Origin of the sequence: uncultured Sphingomonas sp. (assembly GCF_937859915.1) — a bacterium.
Lineage (GTDB): Bacteria > Pseudomonadota > Alphaproteobacteria > Sphingomonadales > Sphingomonadaceae > Solisphingomonas.
The window spans coordinates 20,797-42,746 of record NZ_CALMAW010000083.1; the positions used below are offsets into that span (position 1 = coordinate 20,797).

The 21,950-nt window shown below is 64.9% G+C and carries 17 protein-coding genes, 1 tRNA gene and 1 pseudogene; 10 read left to right on the plus strand and 9 right to left on the minus strand.

What is annotated here, in order from left to right; translation table 11 throughout:
• Positions 1 to 28 precede the first annotated feature (28 nt).
• Positions 29 to 3,472 carry a sugar-binding domain-containing protein gene (locus Q0326_RS10730; RefSeq protein ID WP_298689983.1) on the minus strand — a complete coding sequence of 1,148 codons (3,444 nt, stop codon included), beginning with the start codon at positions 3,470 to 3,472 and terminating at the stop codon, positions 29 to 31.
• A gap of 52 nt (positions 3,473 to 3,524) precedes the next feature.
• Positions 3,525 to 3,686, minus strand: coding sequence for a hypothetical protein (locus Q0326_RS10735; RefSeq protein ID WP_298689985.1), 162 nt, complete (start codon positions 3,684 to 3,686; stop codon positions 3,525 to 3,527).
• 29 nt (positions 3,687 to 3,715) lie between these two features.
• Here Q0326_RS10735 and Q0326_RS10740 point away from each other — a divergent pair, with 29 nt between their 5' ends.
• From Q0326_RS10740 to Q0326_RS10760, 5 genes and pseudogenes are all read left to right on the plus strand, one after another.
• Positions 3,716 to 4,630, plus strand: coding sequence for an ROK family protein (locus tag Q0326_RS10740; RefSeq protein WP_298689987.1), 915 nt, complete (start codon positions 3,716 to 3,718; stop codon positions 4,628 to 4,630).
• Positions 4,631 to 4,843: 213 nt separating this feature from the next.
• On the plus strand, positions 4,844 to 7,975 hold the full coding sequence (locus tag Q0326_RS10745; protein ID WP_298689989.1) for a TonB-dependent receptor: 3,132 nt from the start codon (positions 4,844 to 4,846) through the stop codon (positions 7,973 to 7,975).
• A 100-nt stretch (positions 7,976 to 8,075) separates the two neighbouring features.
• Positions 8,076 to 9,611, plus strand: coding sequence for a tryptophan halogenase family protein (locus tag Q0326_RS10750; RefSeq protein WP_298689991.1), 1,536 nt, complete (start codon positions 8,076 to 8,078; stop codon positions 9,609 to 9,611).
• Between the two features lie 453 nt (positions 9,612 to 10,064).
• Positions 10,065 to 11,390 (plus strand): annotated as a pseudogene (locus Q0326_RS10755) (IS1182 family transposase).
• A gap of 722 nt (positions 11,391 to 12,112) precedes the next feature.
• Positions 12,113 to 12,538, plus strand: coding sequence for a hypothetical protein (locus tag Q0326_RS10760; RefSeq protein ID WP_298689993.1), 426 nt, complete (start codon positions 12,113 to 12,115; stop codon positions 12,536 to 12,538).
• A gap of 98 nt (positions 12,539 to 12,636) precedes the next feature.
• On the opposite strand, the gene Q0326_RS10765 is transcribed toward Q0326_RS10760, so the two are convergent.
• Entirely contained in the window at positions 12,637 to 13,344 is a 708-nt protein-coding gene (locus Q0326_RS10765) for an SDR family oxidoreductase (protein WP_298689995.1), read from the minus strand.
• Positions 13,345 to 13,446: 102 nt separating this feature from the next.
• Positions 13,447 to 14,241, minus strand: a complete 795-nt coding sequence (locus Q0326_RS10770) for an SDR family oxidoreductase (protein ID WP_298689998.1) — start codon at positions 14,239 to 14,241, stop codon at positions 13,447 to 13,449.
• Positions 14,242 to 14,371: 130 nt separating this feature from the next.
• Between Q0326_RS10770 and Q0326_RS10775 the strand changes: the two genes are divergently transcribed.
• Entirely contained in the window at positions 14,372 to 15,256 is an 885-nt protein-coding gene (locus Q0326_RS10775; protein WP_298690001.1) for a LysR family transcriptional regulator, read from the plus strand.
• 915 nt (positions 15,257 to 16,171) lie between these two features.
• On the opposite strand, the gene Q0326_RS10780 is transcribed toward Q0326_RS10775, so the two are convergent.
• Positions 16,172 to 16,549: a helix-turn-helix domain-containing protein gene (locus Q0326_RS10780; RefSeq protein ID WP_298690003.1), complete on the minus strand. Its 378-nt coding sequence runs from the start codon at positions 16,547 to 16,549 to the stop codon at positions 16,172 to 16,174.
• A 90-nt stretch (positions 16,550 to 16,639) separates the two neighbouring features.
• Here Q0326_RS10780 and Q0326_RS10785 point away from each other — a divergent pair, with 90 nt between their 5' ends.
• Complete coding sequence (locus Q0326_RS10785) at positions 16,640 to 17,251, plus strand: FMN-dependent NADH-azoreductase (protein ID WP_298690005.1); 612 nt, start codon at positions 16,640 to 16,642, stop codon at positions 17,249 to 17,251.
• A 630-nt stretch (positions 17,252 to 17,881) separates the two neighbouring features.
• Here Q0326_RS10785 and Q0326_RS10790 read toward each other — a convergent pair.
• From Q0326_RS10790 to Q0326_RS10805, 4 genes are all read right to left on the minus strand, one after another.
• Positions 17,882 to 17,957 (minus strand) — tRNA-Thr (locus Q0326_RS10790).
• 17 nt (positions 17,958 to 17,974) lie between these two features.
• Complete coding sequence (locus Q0326_RS10795) at positions 17,975 to 18,862, minus strand: hypothetical protein (RefSeq protein ID WP_298690007.1); 888 nt, start codon at positions 18,860 to 18,862, stop codon at positions 17,975 to 17,977.
• Positions 18,859 to 19,197: an MmcQ/YjbR family DNA-binding protein gene (locus tag Q0326_RS10800; protein WP_298690009.1), complete on the minus strand. Its 339-nt coding sequence runs from the start codon at positions 19,195 to 19,197 to the stop codon at positions 18,859 to 18,861. Before Q0326_RS10800 ends, Q0326_RS10795 begins: the two co-directional genes overlap by 4 nt.
• On the minus strand, positions 19,194 to 20,504 hold the full coding sequence (locus Q0326_RS10805; protein WP_298690011.1) for a replication-associated recombination protein A: 1,311 nt from the start codon (positions 20,502 to 20,504) through the stop codon (positions 19,194 to 19,196). The genes Q0326_RS10800 and Q0326_RS10805 overlap by 4 nt, the downstream gene beginning before the upstream one ends.
• A 234-nt stretch (positions 20,505 to 20,738) precedes the next feature.
• Here Q0326_RS10805 and Q0326_RS10810 point away from each other — a divergent pair, with 234 nt between their 5' ends.
• Genes Q0326_RS10810 through Q0326_RS10820 form a run of 3 tightly spaced genes read left to right on the plus strand, consistent with a single transcriptional unit; the run spans position 20,739 to position 21,852 of the window.
• Positions 20,739 to 21,395, plus strand: a complete 657-nt coding sequence (locus Q0326_RS10810; RefSeq protein ID WP_298690013.1) for a PadR family transcriptional regulator — start codon at positions 20,739 to 20,741, stop codon at positions 21,393 to 21,395.
• A 2-nt stretch (positions 21,396 to 21,397) separates the two neighbouring features.
• On the plus strand, positions 21,398 to 21,547 hold the full coding sequence (locus Q0326_RS10815; RefSeq protein ID WP_298690015.1) for a hypothetical protein: 150 nt from the start codon (positions 21,398 to 21,400) through the stop codon (positions 21,545 to 21,547).
• Positions 21,544 to 21,852 (plus strand): DUF2218 domain-containing protein, encoded by a 309-nt coding sequence (locus Q0326_RS10820; protein WP_298690017.1) that lies wholly within the window; start codon positions 21,544 to 21,546, stop codon positions 21,850 to 21,852. Before Q0326_RS10815 ends, Q0326_RS10820 begins: the two co-directional genes overlap by 4 nt.
• The last annotated feature ends 98 nt before the right edge of the window (positions 21,853 to 21,950 follow it).

The following is a 21,950-nucleotide window of genomic DNA, read 5'->3' on the forward strand; positions in this document are numbered from 1 at the left end:
CGTACCACGGCGCGGGTGGCGCCGCGGCCTATCCGATCGGGATGCTCGCCGGCGTCACGTTCCAGCCGCGCAGCTGCACCGCGGCCGGCGTGCCCGCCGGTTTGGCGGAGTCCATCGTATCGATCGTGACCGTGCGATGCTCGCCGGGCAGCAGGCTGACATAATTGTCGCTGTAGAAGGCAGGCAGCACGCGCTCGCCCTGCGCGTCGACGAGAGTCAGCTTGGTCTCGAGCAGCGGCGTCGTCCCGTCGTTGGACAGCGTCACGGCGACACCGCCATTGGCGATCTTGCGGACGCTCGCGGTCATCGCCTGCTGCGGCATCGTGGTCAGCGCGCGATAGGCGGCGTCGTCCTTGCCCTGCCAGTAGACGTTGCGGCTGATCTGCCGGCCGCCGGAGTCGACGAGCGTCAGCTCCACCAGCACCAGCCCGTGCGCGTCGAGCAGCGGCTGCAGCGCGAGCGGCTTGAGCGTCGTGGTCTGGTTGGCGGGCGCCGAGACCGTCTCGCTACGGTCGAGCAGCGTGCGGCCTGCGAGATCGACGACATGCGCGCGCATCGTCAGGCCGGGGGCGGCATCGCGCGTGGTGTTGGCGACGGCGATGGCGAAGTCGGGCAGGTTGAGCTGGACATGGACCGGCTCGAGCGCGGACTTGACCCCGTAGAAGCTCGCCTGCGTGTCATAATCGTGGCTGAGAATTTCCCAATGGTTGGACGGCCAGGCCGGCTGCGTCATCCACAACAGGCGGCCGCTGTTCTTGGTCCACAGATGCGCGTTGAAGCCCTCGAAGATCGCGCGATAGTCGACATAGTTGAACATCTGCGCCTTGCGCTCGAAATCCTCCAGGCTGGTCGGCGCGCCGAGCTGCGCGTCGAGTGCGTCCATGAACGTCTTCACGTCGCCGTTCCCGCCGATATGCCAGTCGTGATAGGCGAGCGTATCGCTGATCGGCCAGCGGTCGGCGGGCGGTACCATCGCCTTGACCGCCTCGAGCGTGGCGAGCGACGGCGTACCGGTCTCGACCGAGAAGCCGGTGGCGAGATCGGTGAAATAGCCGACCGGCGGCCGATAATTATACGGTCCGCTGCCCTGCAGCCCGATCCGGTTCGAGCTGCCGGTATAGAAGCGCGTGCCGTCGAGCGACTGGACGAGGCGATCGAGCCCCTCGTTGAGGATCGGCTGCGGCACGCCCTCGTTGCGGCCGAACCAGACGGCAATCGAGGGATGGTTGCGGTAGCGCGCGATCACGTCCGCCGCATTGCGCAGCAGTAGCGCGGGGTCTTCAGCCTCGTTCTGATATTCCTGCGTCGATTCCCAGAAGTCGTTGAGGATCAGCATGCCATATTCGTCGGCGAGATCGTAGAAGACGTCCTCGGTATTCTGCCCCACCCAATTGCGGATGATGTTGATATTGGCGTCCTTGTGGAGCCGGAAATAGGGTTCCAGCCGCGCGCGCGAGACGCGCTTCATGAAGTCGTCCATGCCCCAATTGCCGCCGCGCGCGGCGATCCGCACGCCGTTGACGTAGATCGTCAGATGCGGCTCGGGCATCTCGGCGGGCACGTCCTTCACCGCCGGCGAGACCGCACCGGCGGCGGTGAGCGATTCCGCCCAGCCGGTCGGGGTCTGCTTGATGTCGAGATGGGTCAGCGCGACCAGATCCTCATGCCGCTGATGCGCCATCGTCGGATCGATCACGACCCGGCGCAGCTGGCCGTCGGGGGCGAACAGCGAGAGGCCGTAGCTCATCTCGCGCATGCCGAAGCGCCGGGTCTCGCTGTCCGAGACGGCGCCGCCGACCGTCGCGGTGGCGGTCAGCGTATAGAGATTCTGCGCGCCGTAGCCGTTCGGCCACCAGAGTCTGGGGTGGGCGACATGCAATTGGCCAAAGGCGGCCGGCGCGAACACCACCTCGCTGGTGCCCGGCGGGGCGGTGACCGTGCGCGACACGCTCACGCCCTCGAAGGCGGCGGTGACGACGGTCGCGACCGGCGCGTCCCCGTCGTTGACGACGGGTACGGTGATCGTCACGTCGGCACTGTCGGTGGCGGGCAGCGGCAGTTTGGTCACCACCTGCGGGTCGCCGATATGGACCGCGCCGATCGAGCGCAGTTCGACGGGTTGCCACAGGCCGATGTCGCGGTCGCGCACGCCCGGTATCCAGTCCCATCCTTCGGTCGCGACGAAGGTCGGGCCGTCAAGCGCCAACTGACCGCCATTGCCGCCCGGCCCGCGCGCGATCGATTCCTCGTCGGGGATGCCCGGATGGGGCGGCGGCGCGATCCGGACGGCGATGGTATTGTGGCCGGCGACGAGATAGCGCGTGACGTCAAATTGACCGCGGATGAACGCGCCCTTGAGCGTGCCGACCTGCCGGCCGTTCACCCAGATTTCGGCGGCATAGTTGATGCCCTTAAACAGCAGATAATGGTGACGGTCGCCATCCTCTGCCGGCAGGTCGAAGCCGGCGCGGTACCACCAATCCTCGCGACTGAGCTTTTCGGGGATGGCGAAATTGTTGAGGCCATAGGCAGGATCTGGGTAGACGCCGCGTGCGACAAGCGTGGTCAACACCGTGCCGGGCACGGTCGCGGCATACCATTTCGAGCTGTCGAAGCGCGCCTGGCTGATTGCGGCGCCGTCGCCCTTAACATCAGGCGCAGCCGCCAGCTGCCACCCGCCGATCTGCCAGCGATGGTCGGCAAGCGGGCTGAGCGGCGCCGTGTCCGTCGGCGCCTCGGCGACCGGGTGCGACGGCGGGGTGTTGGCGGTGGGCAGGGTGGCCGGATCCTGCGGCTGGAACAGCCCGCGCCATTGATGCTCCTGCCAATCCCAGCCTTGGCCCGGCTTCTGGAAAGCGACGAGCGTCGGATCGGGCGGTGTCTTTGCGGCGTCGGCGAACGCTTGAACCGATGTCGCCTCGGGCAGCACGGCGAAATCGATCAGCGTCCCGCCGAAATGCGGCTGGCCGGCCAACACCGGTGCCAGCGCCAGATGCGGCACGACCGGCGGCAGTGTGCCGGCGCGCGCGGCGACCTGCCGACCGTCCACAAAGAGCGTCACGCGATGGCCATCGGCGCTGACCCCGATCGCGGTGAGGCGTCCCGGTGCCATCGCCTGTGCGGAACGGACCGTCACGCCACCGCCGCGCACCAGAAGGTGCCCATCGTCGAGCGCGAGAATCCGGCGGTCCGCGCCGGTACCGAGCGCGGCAACGACGACCTCGCCCTTGGCGGGAACGTCGATCTTCAGCCAGCCTTGGATCGACCAGCGATCGCCCGTAGCGGCGCGCTTCGCGTCGCCGGTCAGATCGGCGTCGCTGCCGATGCCGCCGGCAAGCGTCGTCAGATTGTACGGCCCGCGCCCGTCGATCTGGGCGGGAGCGGCCAGCGTCGCCGCGTGCGCCAAGCCTAGCGGCGCGACGCCGGCGAGCAGGGCAGCGGCGCGGACCAGCGAACGACGAACAGGCATCATGACACTCTCCTTCGGCGATCTTTGATTCGGCATGCGCACTTGCCCATGCCGGTCACCTCTCGCCATGATGCCGCAAATACTTCTTCCAATCTTCATAAATTTTCGCAAATGCGTCGAAGAGGATCGGCACGCCTTCGCCATGGTGTGTCGGATCGCGACGCAAGCCGTCCATAACGGCGGCACCGGAGCAAGGAACAGGATGATGGGTATGCATGGCACCTCAACCTTCGCAACGGCCGGACGATGAGCGGACCGGTTTACGCGGGTGTCGAACTGGGCGGCACAAAATGCGTCTGTACGCTGGCCACCGGACCGAATGACATCCTCGAGCAGCACCGTATCGCGACGACAACGCCCGACGAGACGCTCGGCGCGATCGAGCGGCATCTCGAGGGTTGGACGCGCACGCATCGCCCGGTTGCGCTCGGTCTTGCGAGTTTCGGGCCGCTCGATCTCGATCCTCGCTCGTCGCATTATGGCTACATTACCGCGACCACCAAGCCTGGCTGGCGCGATGCCGATGTCGCACGGCGTCTGAGGGGCAGCATGGGGCTCCCGATCGCGATCGATACCGATGTCGCCGGCGCGGCGCTCGCCGAACAGCGCTGGGGCGGGGCGGAGGGGCTGACGTCCTTCGCCTATGTCACGGTCGGCACCGGTGTCGGCGCCGGAATCGTCGTCGGCGGTCGACCGATACGCGGGCTCGGGCACCCCGAGGCCGGGCATATGCACGTCGCGCGCATGGACGGCGACACGTGGCCAGGCGCGTGCACCTTCCACGGCGACTGCGTCGAAGGTCTGGCGTCAGGCTTTGCGATCGAGGCCCGCGCCGGGCGGCCGGCGTCGCAGATCGATGCCGACGACCCGGTGTGGGAGACGGCCGCGCACGCCATCGCTGGTCTGTGCCACAATCTGGTGATGACGGTTGCGCCCGAGCGTATCTTGATCGGCGGCGGCGTCATCGACCGGCAGCCACAGCTTCTGCCTATGGTCCGTCGGATGCTGGCGGCTAGTCTCGCCGGCTATGGAGATGCGGCGCGCCTTGTCGATCGGATCGAAAGCTTCGTCGCGCGGCCGCAATTGGGCGATCAGGCCGGCCCGCTTGGATCAATCGCGCTCGCGATCGATGCCGCCGCTGCCCGTGATCCGGGCATTTAAGCCACATGTACCTATCATTAAAAAAGTTGTTGTTTTTAATATTGACGGGACCGGTGGCCGGCGGCAAACAGATGCCGCTGATTGAGACGGGAAAACCGTCCGCCAAGCGAAGGGGGAGGATGTAGGCAAGCGCGACAGCGCGCCCCGGACATCACCGAACCCGCGCAGGGAAATCGGTGGGATGGCTGCACTCGGCGGCCAAAAGGGGAAGACATGACGACCAGCCGAATTTCCGCGCGTTTCGCACTTCTCGCCGCGGTCTCCGCCGCCAGCCTGACAGGGGCGGCGCTGGCGCAGACCAGCAATCCGACTACCGTCGATCCGGCGACGAGCCCGACCTCGGACCCCGCCGGCCCGCCGGCTCCGACGCCGCCGCTCAACGGCCCGGGCGCCGCCGAAGCCGCGCAGGGCGAAAGCGCGGCGGGACCGAATGCGATCATCGTCACGGGCATTCGCGCCTCGCAGCAGCGCGCCGTCAATCTCAAGCGCAACGCGACCTCGGTGACCGACTCCATCTCGGCCGAAGACATCGGCAAGCTGCCCGACGTCACCATCTCGGACTCGCTTCAGCGCATCCCCGGCGTCGAGATCCGCCGCGACGCGGGCGAGGGCTCGTCGATCAACATCCGCGGCCTGCCCGAGGTGACGACGCTGCTCAACGGCGAGCAATATCTGGGCGCCAACTCGATCAACAGCGTCCAGCCCAATTTCAACGACGTGCCTTCGCAGCTCTTCTCGGGCGCGGATGTCATCAAGTCGTCGACTGCCGATCTGCTCGACGCCGGCATCACCGGCACCGTCAACCTCCGCACGCGCCGCCCGTTCGATCTCAAGAGCGGTTTCACCTTCGCGGCGGACGGCGAGGGCCAGTATGGCGACAAGACCAAGAAGAAGGATCCCAACGTCAACGCGCTGGTCGCGTGGCATAACGACACCGTCGGCTTCCTGCTGTCGGGCGCCTATACCGACGAGCATCTCTCCAACTCGCAGAACGGCATCCTCAGCAATTACGGCGCCACCTATCATGACGAGGGTGCCGACGCGCTGACGACGGGCGGCTTCTCGCCGGCGACCCGTCCGCACGGCAAGGCGGTTGCGGGCGGTATCGACGTCAATGGCGACGGCGATGCCAACGATGCCTTCATCGTGCCGCAGGGCTTCGAGGCGTTCAACACCGTCACCGAGCGTCAGCGCCTGGGCATCAACGGGTCCGCGCAGTGGAAGATCAGCGACTCGCTCGAATTGACCGGCGACGGCTTCTTCACGCGCCAGGACCAGCATGATCACATTGCCGGCGTCCAGATGCAGGACATCAACTGGCAGGCTGCCGAATTCGTCCCCGGCCAGTCGCGGGACACGGGTGCGATCGTGACCGGCCCGGATGGCGGCAGCTATCACCTCAACACGGTCCAGACCTACGACTATGACCTCGGCGACTTCTCGTCCTACTCGCAGAACAACAAATATCTGTCGCAGTCGCAGAACTACAATATCCAGCTCAAGTACGACAATGGCGGCCGTCTCAAGCTGAACCTACGCGGAATCTACGGAAAAGCCTTCCAGGATTACGATCAGAGCTACGTCCAGTTCAGCCCGTCGAACGGCCTGCAGTGGGAAGCCGGCGGCATCGGCCGCTATCCGGCCTCCGTCGGCGGCAACCGTCCTTTCAATCCGGGCGGCTACACCGTCGATACGCTCGCCGGCGTCAATTCGCTGCACTCCATCGTCAATTTCTCGGGCAACCAGCCCGTCTTCACGCTCCCGTCGCAGCTGACCGCCGAACTCAGCAACCCCGCGAATTACGCGCTCAAGACGATCTCGTCCGAGGGCAATTATCGCGAAAAGGGCGATCTCAAGGTCATCCGTGCCGATGGCTCCTACCGTGCCAACGACCATATCAACTTCGAGTTCGGCGGCCGTTACAGCGAGCGTTCGAACAGCGATTTCGCCTTCGACCGCGCGGCGCCGCTCTATGCGGGGTCGGCCACGCAGGCGGCGGGCTGTCTGGTCAAGTGGAAGGGCTTCGACGTCCCGATCAACGATCCCAGCTGCAACGCAGGTGCGGCGGACGGCTATTACACCGCAGGCCTGACCCGTCCTGCCACGGATGCCTCGTTCGGCAATACGATCGTGCAGGTCAAGCCGCCGGTGAACGGCATTCCCTCGGTCTATGTGCTCAATCCGGCGGCGCAGGACAATGCCGAGAAATTCCAGAACCAATTCTACCCCGGCAATGTCGAGATCCAGAATCCCGGTTCGTCCTACCGCGTCGGGGTCAAGCAGATCACCGGCTACAGCCAGATGGATTTCAACGGCGATCTCTTCGGCATCCCGTTCAATGGCAATGCCGGCCTGAAGGTGATCAACACCAAGCTCGACGTTCTGCAGTACATCACGGGTAGTCCGCAGCCCTACGGCGTCGCCGGCGCGGTCGCGGGCACGACGACGACCAAGCGCAGCTTTACCGACTATCTCCCGTCGTTCAACGCGGCCTTCGACCTGACCCAGAAGCTCAAGCTGCGTCTGGCATTCACGCGCACGATGACGCTGCTCAACCTCGACCAGTGGGGCGGCGGCCTGACCCCGAACTATGCGATCGACACCAGCGGGCCTGCGCCCGTGTTCCGGGTGACCGGCGGCAGTTCGACGGGCAACCCGCAGCTCAATCCGTGGCGCGCGAACAATTTCGATGCGTCGATGGAATGGTATGTCGGTCGCTCCAGCCTGTTGAGCGTCGCGGGCTTCTACATCCAGGTCGAAAGCTTCATCCAGCAGGGCTCGGTGATCCGGACCGATCTGCCGGACAATGATGGTGTGGTGCGCAACCGCGCCGTTGCGATCAGCACGCCGATCCAGGGTGCCGGCGGCACGCTGCAGGGCGTCGAAGGTCAGTGGAAGCAGTCGTTCGGCGATCTGCCGTTCATGCCGCACTTCCTGCGCAACTTCGGCATCGACACCAACATCACCTTCTCGCCGTCCAATTCCGGGCAGAAGGATCTCGCGGGCAAGTCGATACCGTTCCAGGACAATTCCAAGCTCCAGACCAATTTGGTCGGCTATTACCAGGACGGCCATCTCCAGGCTCGTATCGCATGGAATTATCGCTCCAAGCGCGCGGTGTCGCAGGACTTCGGCGGTCTCGTCGGGCTGGAACTGTATCAGCGTCCGACCAACTATATCGATGCGTCGGTCAGCTATGATTTCGACTCGCACTTCACGATTTACGCGCAGGGATCGAACCTGGGCGGCGAGTATGAGAAATATTACCTGACCTGGACCGACGAGCACGCGTACAACAACATCTACGAGCGCCGGTACACGCTCGGTGCCCGCGTGAAGTTCTAGACCCCATATCCCCCCTCTGCCCGTCCCGGTCCGCGTCGCGCGGCGGGGCGGGCTTTTTTTTGGTCGCGAGACGCGGCATGGCGGCGTGCGGGAGATGATGATGGACAACGCCAAGGCAGCGCCCAGTCGATCGGGCAACCCCATCCGGTCGGTGGTGATCGTCGGCGGCGGGACGGCTGGCTGGATGACCGCGACGCTGATGGCGAAGCGGCTGGAGGGTCTGGACGTCCAGATCACGCTGGTCGAGTCCTCGGCGATCCGGACGATCGGCGTGGGCGAGGCGACGACGCCGGCGATCCGCGACTATTTCCGCGAGGCCGGGCTCGACGAAGCGGCGGTGATGAAGGCCAGCAAGGCGACGATCAAGCTCGGCATCGCCTTCGACGGCTGGGCAGGCGAGGGCAGGCGCTTCTTCCATCCCTTCGGCCTTTACGGGACGCCCTCCAACGGCGTCGCGTTCCACCAATATTGGCTGAAGATGCGCGCCGGCGGTGATCTTCGTCCGATCGAGGACTATTGCCTCGCCACGCAGCTGGCGTATGCGAACCGCATTCTGCCACCGCCGCGTCCGGCGCCCGATTATGCCTTTTTCGATTGGGCGGTGCACTTCGATGCCGGGCTCTATGCGCAATATCTTCACAAGATCGCGACCGCGCGGGGCGTCCAGCATGTCGACGCCCGGGTCCGGAGTGTGGCACTGGATCCGCAGACCGGCCATATCGCCAGTATCGATACGATCGAAGCGGGGGTGATCGCCGGCGATCTGTTCGTCGACTGCAGCGGGTTCCGCGCGCTGCTGCTCGGCGAGGCGCTGCGCGAGCCGTTCGTCGAATGGACCCATCTGCTGCCATGCGACCGCGCGGTGGCCATTCCATGCGCGCACGCGGCCGACGGCGCGTTCGAACCTTACACCCGCTCCACCGCGCTCGCCGCGGGATGGCAATGGCGGATCCCGCTGCAGCATCGGGTGGGCAATGGCTATGTCTACTGCAGTGGCCACATATCGGACGACGAGGCGGTGGCGACGCTAACCAAGCGGCTCGAGGGCGAAGCGCTGGCAGAACCGAATCTGATCCGGTTCAGGACCGGTCATCGCCGCCACGTCTGGAGCGGCAATTGCGTCGCGATCGGCCTGGCGGCCGGCTTTCTGGAACCGCTCGAATCGACGAGCATCACGCTCATCCACTCGGGCATCGAGCGCTTGCTGCAGCTGTTTCCGGATCGCGATTTCGACCCGGCCTTGGCGATGGACTATAACCGCATCACGACGCTTGAATATGAGCGGGTGCGAGACTTCCTGCTTCTGCATTATTGGGGAAATCGACGCGAGGACGAGCCTTTCTGGAGGGCATGCAAGACCGCGACGCTACCCGACATGCTGGCGCACAAGATCCGGATGTTCACCACCCGCGGCCGCATGGTGCGGTACGAATGGGATTCTTTCCAGGATCCGAGCTGGCTGTCGATGTTCGCCGGGCTTGGATTGCTCCCCGAAAAATGGGACCCGGTCGCGGACTTTTTCACGTCAGACCAAATTGCGGGCGCGTTCGATCGGATACGCGAGAAGATCGTCGACGGCGTGGCCGGCGCCATGTCGCACCGCGATCATGTCGCCGCTCATTACAGCGCGACCTGACGGATCGGAGCCGGCGTCTGCCCGTGCCCAGACGGTCGTCGACCGTGGGACACGGCCGTTGCTTTCGCTCGCTTATATCAGTCGGTAGTTTGGTGACGGCACCCTTTCGGTTCGAACCGAGCGTCGACATCGCGACGATCGCGATAAGCGCTGCAATCCAGCCTTATCCGATCGCGGTGGCGGCCTGGCTGTGCCATGCCAAATGTTCGATACGCTCGATGCTACTCCGGGACCACTCCGCCTGATCGGCCGGCAGTAATTGCTTATTCGCCGTCGTCGCAACTGGATAACGGTCGTGGTGGTGGCTGACGATGGCAGATGTCGCCCGATTGTGTTGAAAAAGGCTGGCTTGCAGTAGTGATGATGGTCTGATTCAATGTTCGCGAGGCGATCGGAGACAGGCCGATGATGGGCGAGCGGACGGTGGCGCAGGAGGCGCTGTTCTAAAGCTTCATCCTGGACGGCATGTGCCGGCCGACCACGTGTTGCGGTCCATAGACCGGTTCGTGGACCTATCGGGTATCCGCGAGCACCTGAAGCCCTTCTACAGCGATACGGGTCGTCCCTCGATCGACCCGGAGCTGATGATCCGGATGCTCATCATCGGCTATTGCATGGGCAACAGGTCCGAACGCCGGCTGTGCGAAGAGGTGCATCTTAACCTTGCCTGTCGCTGGTTCTGCCGGCTGGATTTGGACGGTACCGTGCCCGACCATTCCACCTTCTCGAAGAATCGACATGGCCGCTTCCGTGACAGCGACTTGCTGCGCCGGCTGTTCGAGACGACCGTCGAGCGCTGTATGGCGGAAGGGCTCGTCGGGGGCGAAGGTTTCGCGGTCGACGCCAGCCTGATCCAGGGCGACGCCAATCGCCAGACCGGCGGGTCGGGCAGCGACGGCTTGGCGCCGGACGCGGACAGCCGTGCCGTGCGCGAGTATCTCGCCGCGCTCGACGATGCGGCATTCGGCGCTGCAACGCCTGCGGTGCCAAAATACCTGGCATCAGCCGATCCGGCATCGCGCTGGACGAGCGCGCACCGCGGGCCAGCCTTCTATGCCTACTCCACCGATTACCTGATCGATCTCGATCACGCCGTCATCATGGATGTCGAGGCGAGCACGGCGGTGCGCCAAGTTGAGGTCACCGCGTGCAATCGGATGATCACGCGGGTGCAGGACCGCTTCGGTGTCTGGCCCGAACGGCTGGCGGCCGACACCGCGTACGGCTCAGCCGAGATGCTCGCCTGGCTCGTCCATGAGCGCGACATCCACCCGCACATCCCCGTGTTCGACAAGTAGGCCCGGCGCGACGGCACCTTCGAGCGCAGCAACTTCACCTACGATGACGCCAACGACAGCTATATCTGTCCCGGCGGCAAGCGTCTGCGCCCGAGGAACCGGAACTTCTCCACGCCCCGCAGCGACATCGACCAGGCCGGCTCCATCCGGTACCGCGCCCGCATGCAGGACTGCACCGGCTGCGAACTGCGGCAACGCTGCACGCCAACATGCCCGCGCGCAAGGTCACCCGCTCGATCCATGAAGGCGCCCGTGGCCTGGCCCGGGACATCGCGACCACGACGCCTACGTCACCTCCCGCCGCCAGAGGACGAACGTCGAGATGCTGTTCGCGCATCTCAAACGGAACCTGAAGCTCGACCGCTTGCGCCTGCGAGGTCCCAACGGCGCTAAAGACGAGTTCCTCCTCGCCGCCACCGTCCAGAACCTCCGCAAGATGGACAAGCTCATCCAGCTGCTGGTCGAACCGCTACCGGCCTGAGCCGGTTAGGCTCGCCCACCGTTCTGCGGCGGCAATCGTCACCGCAGCCAACAGCCGATTTCTTCAACTCAATCCACCAAGAGTAGACGCGTGGGGATCACCGTTGGTTCGGACAGAACCCTGAGTGGGTAACGTCCAAACGCCGGCCGTTCCCGTTATCAAGGCTGTCTTTGCCCGGTCGCCCATCCATCAATGGCGCGTAGTAAACCGCCCTAGAAAGCTGCCAGCATCAAGAGCTTTGTCGGGATCTGGTGGTTTTAAACCGACAAACTGTTTGCGATCGACAAATCTCAGTTTTGGCGGGATGTCCTGCGGTTCTCGAAGCGGATCGGACAACGAAACGGTATTCGATTACCGTTACTTCTCAGCGCTCCGCATAACATCTAAGCAGACGCGGCCACATATTGAGATACTGGTGGAGGACGCCGAGAGATAGGCGAGCACCGGCCGTTGCCGCAGGTCCGACCGCGGAACGGCGACGGTTGAGGTTTCGGCATCGTTGCAGTTTAAGAGCCGGCCCAAAATTGCTAACATCTATAGCTGTCCTCGACATCGTCAGGTGCCGGCAATGGCAAATAAGCAGACAGGCTAATCCACCGGACTTGCCGTTCAATATCCGATTCTGAACTGGCTCTTTGCCGCCACAGCCGTAATTTCTTCGGGAAAAGCACACGATGGTTGGTGCGAGGGCGACACGGGCGCAGGACAAGGGCATCGTCGACATGAGCCGGCTGCTCGGCTCGTCGGACCGGGGACCGGTCATTTCTCTCGGCTGGGCGAAGACCACGATCCTGTCCGACCGGGACCAGACCAAGCGCGTGTCGTTCGGATGGCTGCGGGAGGCCTGGGTGTATGTCGACGGCCGGAAGGTCTTCGCGGCGCGCAATCTCTACGGCACAGCCACCAGCCGTGGTCCCGGCGGCCGGCTGTCGTTGGACGACGCGTCCTTCGATCTCCCGCTGAAGAAGGGGCGCAACGACATCGTGGTCGCGCTGGACGACAATTTCTCCGGCGGCCAGCATTTCGGCTGGGGTTTCGCTATGCGGCTCGACAGCGTGAGCGGGTTGCAGATGGGATCCGGGGCCGGCTCTGCGCCGGCGAACGATCCCGTCCGCATCAGCCGACAAGCGAACGAGCGTCCGATGTGACACTGCCCGGTGTCCGCCTTCGGGCGACGAGGAACGGATGCCGGACATTATGACCTCCTCCAAGCGGAGGAGGCCAAATGCCAGGCGGCGGGTCCCGCTCAAAATTGCCAGTCGACCAGTTGCTCGCCGCCGGAGACCTCGAGCACGGTGCCGGTAACATAGGGGTTGGTCATCAGGAACACGGCGGCATGCCCGACATCGGCGGGGCGCCCGATGCGCCGCGCCGGGAAGTTCGCGCGTACCTTCTCGCGCACGTCCGCGGCGTCCGTCTTGGAGAGGAAGTTCCAGAGGTCGGTATCGATGAAGCCGGGCCGAATGGCGTTCACCCGGATCGGGCCGAGTTCGAGTGCGAGCGAGCGCGCCAGCGCCTCCACCGCGGCGAAGGTCGATGTGACGGCGGTCATGCCGAACTTCGAACGCGCCGCAATGCCGCCTGTCAGAAAGGTGATCGAGCCATCGGCGGCAAGTCGGGGGTGGGCATAGCGTGCGCACGCCCAGGAGCCGAGGAACTTGCTATCGGCGTAACTGCGCACGCCCCGCATGTCTTTGTCCATGAACGCACCCCAGCTACCGTCGGTCGGACCCGCGACGACGAGCAGATGATCCAGACTGCCGATCGTCTCGAACGCGGCCCGCACGGCCTCCTCGTCGCTGATGTCGAGCGTGATCTGCTCGAAGGGCGTCAGCTCCGGATGGTCCGCCGCGGGGGCCGAACGCCGGCTGGCGACGGTCACGCTCGCGCCCGCCGCATGGGCGGCCTGCGCGATGCCGAGACCGATCCCCGTTTTGCCGCCGACCACGACCACCCGTTTCCCGGTGAGGTCATAGGACGGCGAGTGTGGACGCGTCGGTTCGTTTTGTGCGGGGGCCATGACAAATCTCCTTTGGCTGGTGACGGTCTGAATGGATTATGCGATCTGCCGGAGCACGCCGCCGTCCACACGCAGGGCGGCCCCGGTCGTGCCGGATGCTTGCTCCGAGCACAGGTAGACGACCATGTTCGCGATCTCGTCGGTCGTCGTGAACCGTCCGAGAAGCGACGTCGGCCGCATCGTCTTCAGAAATCTCTGCTCGGCTTCGGCCTGCGTGATGCCCTCGGAAGCGGCCGTCGCCTGCATCCAGTTCGACATGATCTCGGAGTTAGTAGGCCCGGGAAGAACGGCGTTCACCGTCACGCCCGTGCCGGCGACGGACTCGGCGATGCCCCGCGAAATCGCGAGCTGCGCGGTCTTCGTCATGCCGTAGTCGATCATGTCGACGGGAATGGCCAGCGCCGACTCGCTGCTGACGAAGATCACGCGCCCCCAGCCGCGCTTCGTCATCGCCGGCAGGTGATGGCGCGTCATGCGCACGCCGCTCATCACATTGAGCTCGAACAGGTCTCGCCAGTCGCGGTCGGTCAATTCAAGGAAGGGCTTGGGCTTCGCCGTGCCCACATTGTTGATCAATATGTCGACATCCCCCGCCCGGGCAGCGAAGTCGTCAGCACCTTCGGCGGTCGCCAGATCGGCGGAAATACCGGTGATGTCGGCAGTCGGGACGCGTTCGCGAAGCTCCTCCAGAGCGGCGGCCACCCGATTTTCGCCGCGGCCGTTGATGATGACCGCGGCCCCCGCGCGTGCCAGCCCTTCGGCAATAGCCTTGCCGATACCCGCGGTGGAGCCCGTCACGGCGGCTTTCTTGCCTTTGAGATCGATATGCATGCTGCGCTCCTCTGTTCGATGTCGAGATGGAGTGCAGACGGAGAGTGGATAATGACCCACGATCCCATATAATCCATTCTAGGGAGGAATAGGTCTGGACCGTTTCCACGAACTCAGCACCTTCATTGCGGTGGCAGAGGCCGGCGGCTTCTCAGCGGCGGCGCGTCGCACCGGGGAGCGGCAGCCCGCCGTCAGCAAGGCGATCGCGGCGCTCGAAAAGCGTCTCGGCGTAGCGCTGTTCCATCGCAGCACGCGCAGCGTGACGCTCACCGATCATGGCCGGCGCTATCTCGAGCGCACCAGGCTGATGGTCGAAGATCTGGACGATGCGGACAATGAGATGACGAGCCGGTCGCTCCAGGTTTCGGGATCGGTCAGGATCAGCGTCGCCTCAACATTCGGGCGCTTGCATGTCCTGCCGCTCATCCCGGAGCTGCTGACGCTGTACCCCGAATTCGAGGTGGATCTGATCCTGTCGGACATCGTGCGCGACATGGTTGAGGACCGGGTGGATCTGACGATCCGGATCGGTCCGGTCGACGAACCCGACGCGGTCGTGCGTCGCGTGACGGCCGTGCCTCTGGTGTGCGTCGGCGCCCGCCGCTATTTCCGTGACCGCGGCATCCCGCAAACGCCTGCCGACCTCGTCGACCACAACTGCCTGATCTACGGCGGCTTTCATGAGCCGGCGGCGACTTGGCCCTTCGTCGGCCCGGACGGCCCCTTCAGCGTCGTGGTTCGCGGCAACCTGTCGTCCAACAGCATCGAAACGATCCGGGCGGGGGTGATGGCCGGTGTTGGCATCGGCTTCTTCACGACAGCGTCACTGGCCGATGATCTCGCTGATCCGGACATCATGCCAGTCTTGGAAGACTTCGTGCGAAACGTCAGGGATGTGAGCCTCGTCTGGCCGAAGCGCCGGTTCGTCCCGGCACGCGTCCGCCACACGACCGAGTTCTTCGCGCGCGCTTTGTCAAAGCGCCTGTCAGGCTGCGGCCACGTCGATCCGACCTGATTGGGAACTCGTGATCGACACTGCCAGCGTCCTTGCCCGGACGGCCATACCGAATTGCCAGTCTCGCGCTCGCAAGATGGTTGGATCCGAGATTAATCGCCAACTGTGGACGGGGCGGTCGGCGGCTCGGGAAACGACAGCCACGGGACGTCGATGCGAGGTTCCGACCAAATCATGATCAGGCGACGTCTCCCAAGCGCGGGACGCTGACCCATGCTGGTCGGCATGCAGGCGACGGGTTCGTTTCATCCTCGCGCACCCGCGCGGCGAGGAACGTCGATCAGATTGCCGATCGGTGGACATTAACAAGCGCCGGCTTCCGAGGAGCGCGATGCGGATGCGGATGTCCACTTGTGATCTTTCTCTTGAAAAGGATCGCTATTAGTCGAAACGCCGGGGGCGTTTCACTAATTATCAAATGTACGGGCAGCAGGTTGGACGCACCAGGATCAACGTCGATGACGCAGGAGGGTCGGTATGTTCGTTCAGTACTCGTTCGTTAACCACACGCGCAAACTCTCTCGGCCGGATCGCCTGCCTTTCCAGATGAACGAGTCGCTCATATCGCTTGTCGGCGTCACATGTATGCTCCTCACAGCGAGTGCCTATATTTTGGCGTGAACGTCACTGCAAATACCGTGTTCGTTCAAGGTTTGGATCTGACTATCTTCAGCGAGGCGAGCACTGGAGGGGAAATGCCATGGGCGCGGTCAAGACCATGCTCGCCAGAATGACGGATGCGCCTCAATAATAAGCCGGGTGGATGCGGCGGCGGATAGTGATGTCAGCGACCGGTCCCGCGAGGGCAAATAGCGTGACCGCCCCGAACATACCAAAGGAGCGGCTATACCGAACGACTCCATCGGTAGCAGCCTGTGCGCGCGATGGTCAGGGGCGCCAACGCCCTGAAGGTCTTTAGGCTGCGGCTTTCGCCGTATCGAACGCGATCCTGTTGCCTTCGATATCCGCGATGTGGATCCTAGCCCATTTGCCTAACGCGTGGATTGGGTCTGCCAACGAGTGGCCTAGGTCGGTGAGGGCGTATTCCACTTGGGGCGGAACGGTCGGGTGGACGGTGCGCCTCACCATGCCGTCGCGCTCGAGGGCGCGCAATGTCCGGGCGAGCATCTGCTGGCTGATGCCGCCGATGGTACGCTTGATGTCGTTGAAACGGCGCGGTCGCTCGGTGAGCGTCAGCACGATCATCACCGTCCACTTGTCGCCGATCAGGCTGAGAACGCTGCTGAAGCGGCCGCACTCGACATGCATCGGTCCGGGGGTAGTCAGCTCCATATGACCAGGTCCTCTAAAAATGACTTCTTGGCATGATGCCCCCGGTCACATAGCTGGTGCAGGTCACTTTTCCATACTGGAGCGGACCGCATGAACATCCTGCATATCGACGCCAGCGCAAGCGACGGCGAGACCTCCCATACCCGTCGCCTGTCGAAGGAGCTAGTCGAGCGGCTCAAGGTCGCCAAAGCCGACGCGACGGTGGTCTACCGCGATCTCGTCGCCAACCAGCTTCCCCATGTCGACATGACCATCCGCCACGCCTGGTTGCCGGAGAATGGCGGGGATCCCGCATTCGCCTCGACGCTCGATCGCTCCAAGGCGCTGGTGGAGGAGCTGAAGGCGGCCGACGTGCTGGTGATCGGCTCGCCAATGTACAATTTCTCGGTGCCATCGACCCTGAAGGCGTGGATCGATCACGTCGCGATCGCTGGCCAGACCTTCGGCTACACCGCCGAGGGGCCACGCGGTCTGCTAAGCGGCAAGGCCTATCTCTTACTGTCGTCGGGCGGTGTCTACTCGCAGGGTCCGTTCGCGCCGAACGACCACCTCGCAACCTACCTCGAAGCGATCCTCCGCTTCCTCGGCATCAGCGACATCGAAACCATCCGTGCCGAGGGCATCGCCTACGGCCCCGAGCAAGACCAAGCCGCGATGGCACAGGCCTCTGAGCAGATCGGAGCAGTTTCAGTCACCGCCTGAGCATATCGTCGAAGCAAGAGTTACCAGCCACGGCAAGCAGCCGTGGCTGGTGAAGCCGTTCGTGAACGAGCGGCCGCTTTCAGAAAGCGAAAGCAAGCTCTCGCGTGACTGCAGCTGCGTCATCGCTGCCGCTGCAGGTGTAGACTATAATAAGACATTGGTTTGTGATCTTACCATAGCCGCTTTAGTCCAAAGCTGTCATCCGGACCGATGGTATGAATCTTTTGCTGATCGACAAACTTTTACGCGCGTGTGAACGTGCACGACGGAACTCAATTGTAATTGGGAAACACTAGAGGTCGATTTCGACATTCCCGATCAACATGCCAGACCCAACCCCCTCATGTGCTTCAGTAACACGCTCAAAGGGGAATCAAGCGGCAATGACATGAACGAATGCAGGATCTGTTAGAACTTCTTGGAGCGCCTTTGGCTGTGCGGCGCGGATTTCTGCGGCACTGAGCATGTTTTGCTGGCCACGAAATGAGAGCGGTTCTCGTGCCCCCAAAATGGCCCCCAAAACGACCCGGATGGGGGTTGATTTGGATGGACGGATCTGGATGCCCGATACCGCATTTTACGCAGTTTCCGCCCTTTCCAGCAGGATATGGACGTCGCTGGACGGGCTGCTGGTGCCGGCTGCAGGAATCGAACCCGCGACCTACTGATTACAAATCAGTTGCTCTACCAACTGAGCTAAGCCGGCACGCGCCTGTCTTTGCGTCAGGAAAGCCCGAACGTCCAGCCTTCGGTTGCGGCCAGCGCGGCGGTCAGATCGGTCGGCGCCCATAGCGCGTCGTCATCGGCGGCGCGGCGCAGCCAAGCGGCGGTGAGCAGCGCGTCGCTGGCATGGTCGACGATCGCTTCGCTGCCACCGCCCAGCGGCACGCTGCCGATCGCGGGATGGACCAGCGCGGCGTCGAGCGCCGTGCTCGTCCGCATCTTGCTCGCGCCGCGCCGGCGTCCAGCGGCGGTCGCGGCGATGCTGGTGTAGATCTCGACGATGACCGGTCCGTTCGTGGGGACGGGATCGAACGGCCAGACCGGGATACGACCGCCGATTCGATGAAGCACCCGCATGCCGGTCAGGCTCGACAGCCCGACCTGGCTCGCGCCGACGAGATTGAAGCAGGATGAGGGTCGGCCGCAGCCGGCATGCCGCTCGGCGACGCGCAGCCGGCCGTTGCGATCGCGCGAATCGCCGAAGCGCGCGCCGGTGACCGCGCCGACACGGAAGTGCGGGGCGACCTCTGGGTGGCGGACGAAGGCGGTTGCCGCGAGATGCTGATCGCCGGCGCACAGCTCGTCGACATGGCGCCACAGCCCCACCGCATCGCGCGGCATGCCGGGGACACCGGGGAGATAGCCGCCGACCGGATCAAATGGCAGCGCGGTCGAGAAGTCGATCCCGACAAGCATGTCGGTTTGCGCATCGGCGTGCGCGAGCAGCCAGTCGCGCACCGCCATGCGCGACCAGTGCCGACCGGAAGGCGACACCAAGCCCGGCGCCGCGTCGCCGGTTTCGCAGACCGCGATCGCGATTCCCGGCTGCCATCGCCCCACCGCGCCCGACCAGTCGATGCAGGCGAAGCGCGCAAAGCGGCGCATCATCGTGCCGTGCGCGGACGCGGCGGCCTTTTCGCCGAGGCGCGCGCATGAGCGCGGTCGATCATCTCGCGGACCAGCATGTCGTCGGTCGTCCGGTAGCGCACCAGGACCGCCGCATAGCCTTCATAGTGCGAGGTTTGCCAGAAGGTCTCGGGATGCGTGTCGATCAGCATCGCGACGAGATCGGGATCGAGGTGGAGCACGAAGCTGGTGTCGGCTTCCTGCCCGACGGACAGGAACGTGTTGCCGTTCGCCTTGATCGCAGGCCGGCCGTAGCTCGCCGACGCTTCGGCGCCGTCGAGCGCAAGCGCGTGCGCGACGGCCGCGTCCCAGATCATTGGTCGCGATCCCGGCGGAGGCTATCCCAATACGCCAGCCGCTCGGCGATCTTCACCTCGAAGCCGCGTGGGCTTGGCGTGTAGAAGGTCTGCGGTGTCATCTCCTCGGGCCAATAGTCGTTGCCCGAAAAGCCCTCCGCGCTGTCATGGTCGTACGCATAGCCCTTCCCGTAGCCGACCTGCTTCATCAGCTTGGTCGGTGCGTTGAGGATATTCTTGGGCGGCATCAGCGAGCCGGTCTCGCGCGCCGAGCGCTGCGCGGCGCCGAACGCCTTGTAGCCGGCGTTCGATTTGGGCGCGGTGGCGAGATACAGGCACGCCTGCGCGAGCGCCAGTTCGCCCTCGGGCGAGCCCAGGAAGTCGTAGGTATCCTTGGCGGCGATGCACTGGACCAGCGCCTGCGGATCGGCGAGGCCGATATCCTCGATCGCCATCCGCACCAGCCGCCGCGCGAGGAACAGCGGCTGCTCGCCGCCGACCAGCATCCGCGCGAGATAGTAAAGCGCTGCCTGCGGATCCGAGCCGCGCACCGCCTTGTGCAGCGCCGAGATCAGATTGTAATGGCCCTCGCGGTCCTTGTCGTAGACCGGCATGCGGCGGTGGAGCAGTGCGGCAAGTCCCGCGGGATCGAGCGGCGCGGGCAGGTCGACCGAGAACAGCGTCTCGACCTGGTTGAGCAGGAAGCGTCCGTCGCCGTCGGCCGACGCGATCAGCGCGGCACGGGCATCGGTTGTGACCGGCAGCGGGTGGTCTTCCACCGCCTCGGCGCGCGCGATGAGTTCGCCGAGCGCTGCCGCGTCGAGGCGGTTGAGGATCAGAACCTGCGTGCGGCTGAGCAGCGCGGCGTTGAGTTCGAACGACGGGTTCTCGGTGGTCGCCCCCACGAGGATGACGGTGCCGTCCTCGACATAGGGCAGGAAGCCGTCCTGCTGCGCGCGGTTGAAGCGATGGATTTCGTCGACAAAGAGCAGGGTACGCGTGCCGGTGCGGGCATGATCGCGGGCCTCGGCGAACAGCTTCTTCAAGTCGGCGACGCCGGAGAACACCGCCGAGATCATCACGAAGCGCAGACCGACCGCATCGGCGAGCAGCTTGGCGATCGTCGTCTTGCCGGTGCCGGGCGGCCCCCACAGGATCATCGACGACAGTCGGCCCGCCGCGACCATCCGCCCGATCGCCCCGTCGGCGCCGGTGAGATGCGCCTGACCGACCACATCCGGAAGCGCCTGCGGTCGCAGCCGGTCGGCGAGCGGCGAGGCCTCGGCGGGGAGGGCGGCAGGGGCGGTGTCGGCGAAGAGGTCGGCCATCACCTCCATATAGGCGGTCTTGGGCTATCGCGCAGCCTTCCCGACGAGGCGGTCTTTCGGCGCAGGCCGGGACGCATGCCCCTTCTCCGACCGGCGTTGCGTCCGCCACGGGCTCCGGGCCTGCGCCGCATTTTGCCGGGAGGACCACCGTCTTGACGAAGTTGACAGGCTGGCCTTGTCTTTTCGCGTATCTGAGATATATCTCAGAACATCAGAGACAGGAAAGAGACGATCATGCGATTCGGATTTCACCTTCATGGCCGCGACGACGAGCGCGGCGATCATCGGCACGGCCATGGTCACGGTCGGCACGCCATGCGCGGCGGCTTCGGCGAGCGCGGGGGTCGCGGCGGCGGCTTTGGCGGATTCGGCGGCTGGGGCGGCGACGACGAGGGCCGCGGCGAGCGCGGCGGTCGGCGGCGCGTGTTCGACGGGGGCGAACTGCGCCTCGTGCTGCTCCGCCTGATCGGCGACCAGCCGCGCCACGGCTACGACCTGATCCGGGCGATCGAGGACCGCACCGGTGGCGGCTATGCGCCCAGCCCGGGCGTCGTCTACCCGACGCTGACGCTACTCGGCGACATGGGCCAGATCGAGGAGACGCCGAGCGAGGGCAACCGCAAGATCTTCGCGGTCACCGAAGAGGGCACGCGCGTCCTTGCCGACAAGGCCGACGAGGTCGCCGCGTTGATGGGGCGGCTCGACACGCTGGGCGCGATGCGCGAGCGGACCGAGAATATGTCGGTGCGCCGCGCGATCCACAATCTGCGCGCAGTGCTTGCCAACAAACTGGTCGGCCAACGCGTCGGCGGTGCGGAGCTTGCGCCCGAGACGCTGCACGAGATCGTCGCCCTGATCGACGAGGCGGCGCGCAAGATCGAACGCCTCTAGCCATGACGCGGCTGCAAATGCTTCGGCGCCGGCTCGGCCTGCTCGACGGCAAATCCGTCCGGGCGGCCGCAGCCGCGCGCGCCGCGCGCACCGTCGAGAAGCCGCGTGCCGCCATGCCCGCCTCCAATTGGGGAAGGATCATTCACGAATGACCGACACGACCATCGCGCGATCCGCGACTGCGACGATCGCGACCACCCACGGCAGCCGCTATCTCCAGCAGCTCGCCAAACATTGGTCGCACAAGCTGGAGGTGACGTTCGACGCCGCGCAGGCGACGATCCGCTTCCCCAACGGTGTGGTCGCGTCGCTCGAGGCCAGCGACGCCGCGCTCCTTGCGCGTCTCGATGCGCCCGACTCCGAAACGCTCGCGCGGATGAAGGGCGTCCTCGCCGAGCATCTCGACCGCTTCGCCTTCCGCGAGGCGCCGCTGCCGTTCGTCTGGGCGGTGGAGTAGGGGGTTTGCACGCCTGCGGTTCGCGCGCGGTGCCCTCGCCTCGGCAGAGCGGCCTCCGTCCGCGATCCGTCGTGGCGCGCCTAGCGACGTGATCGAGC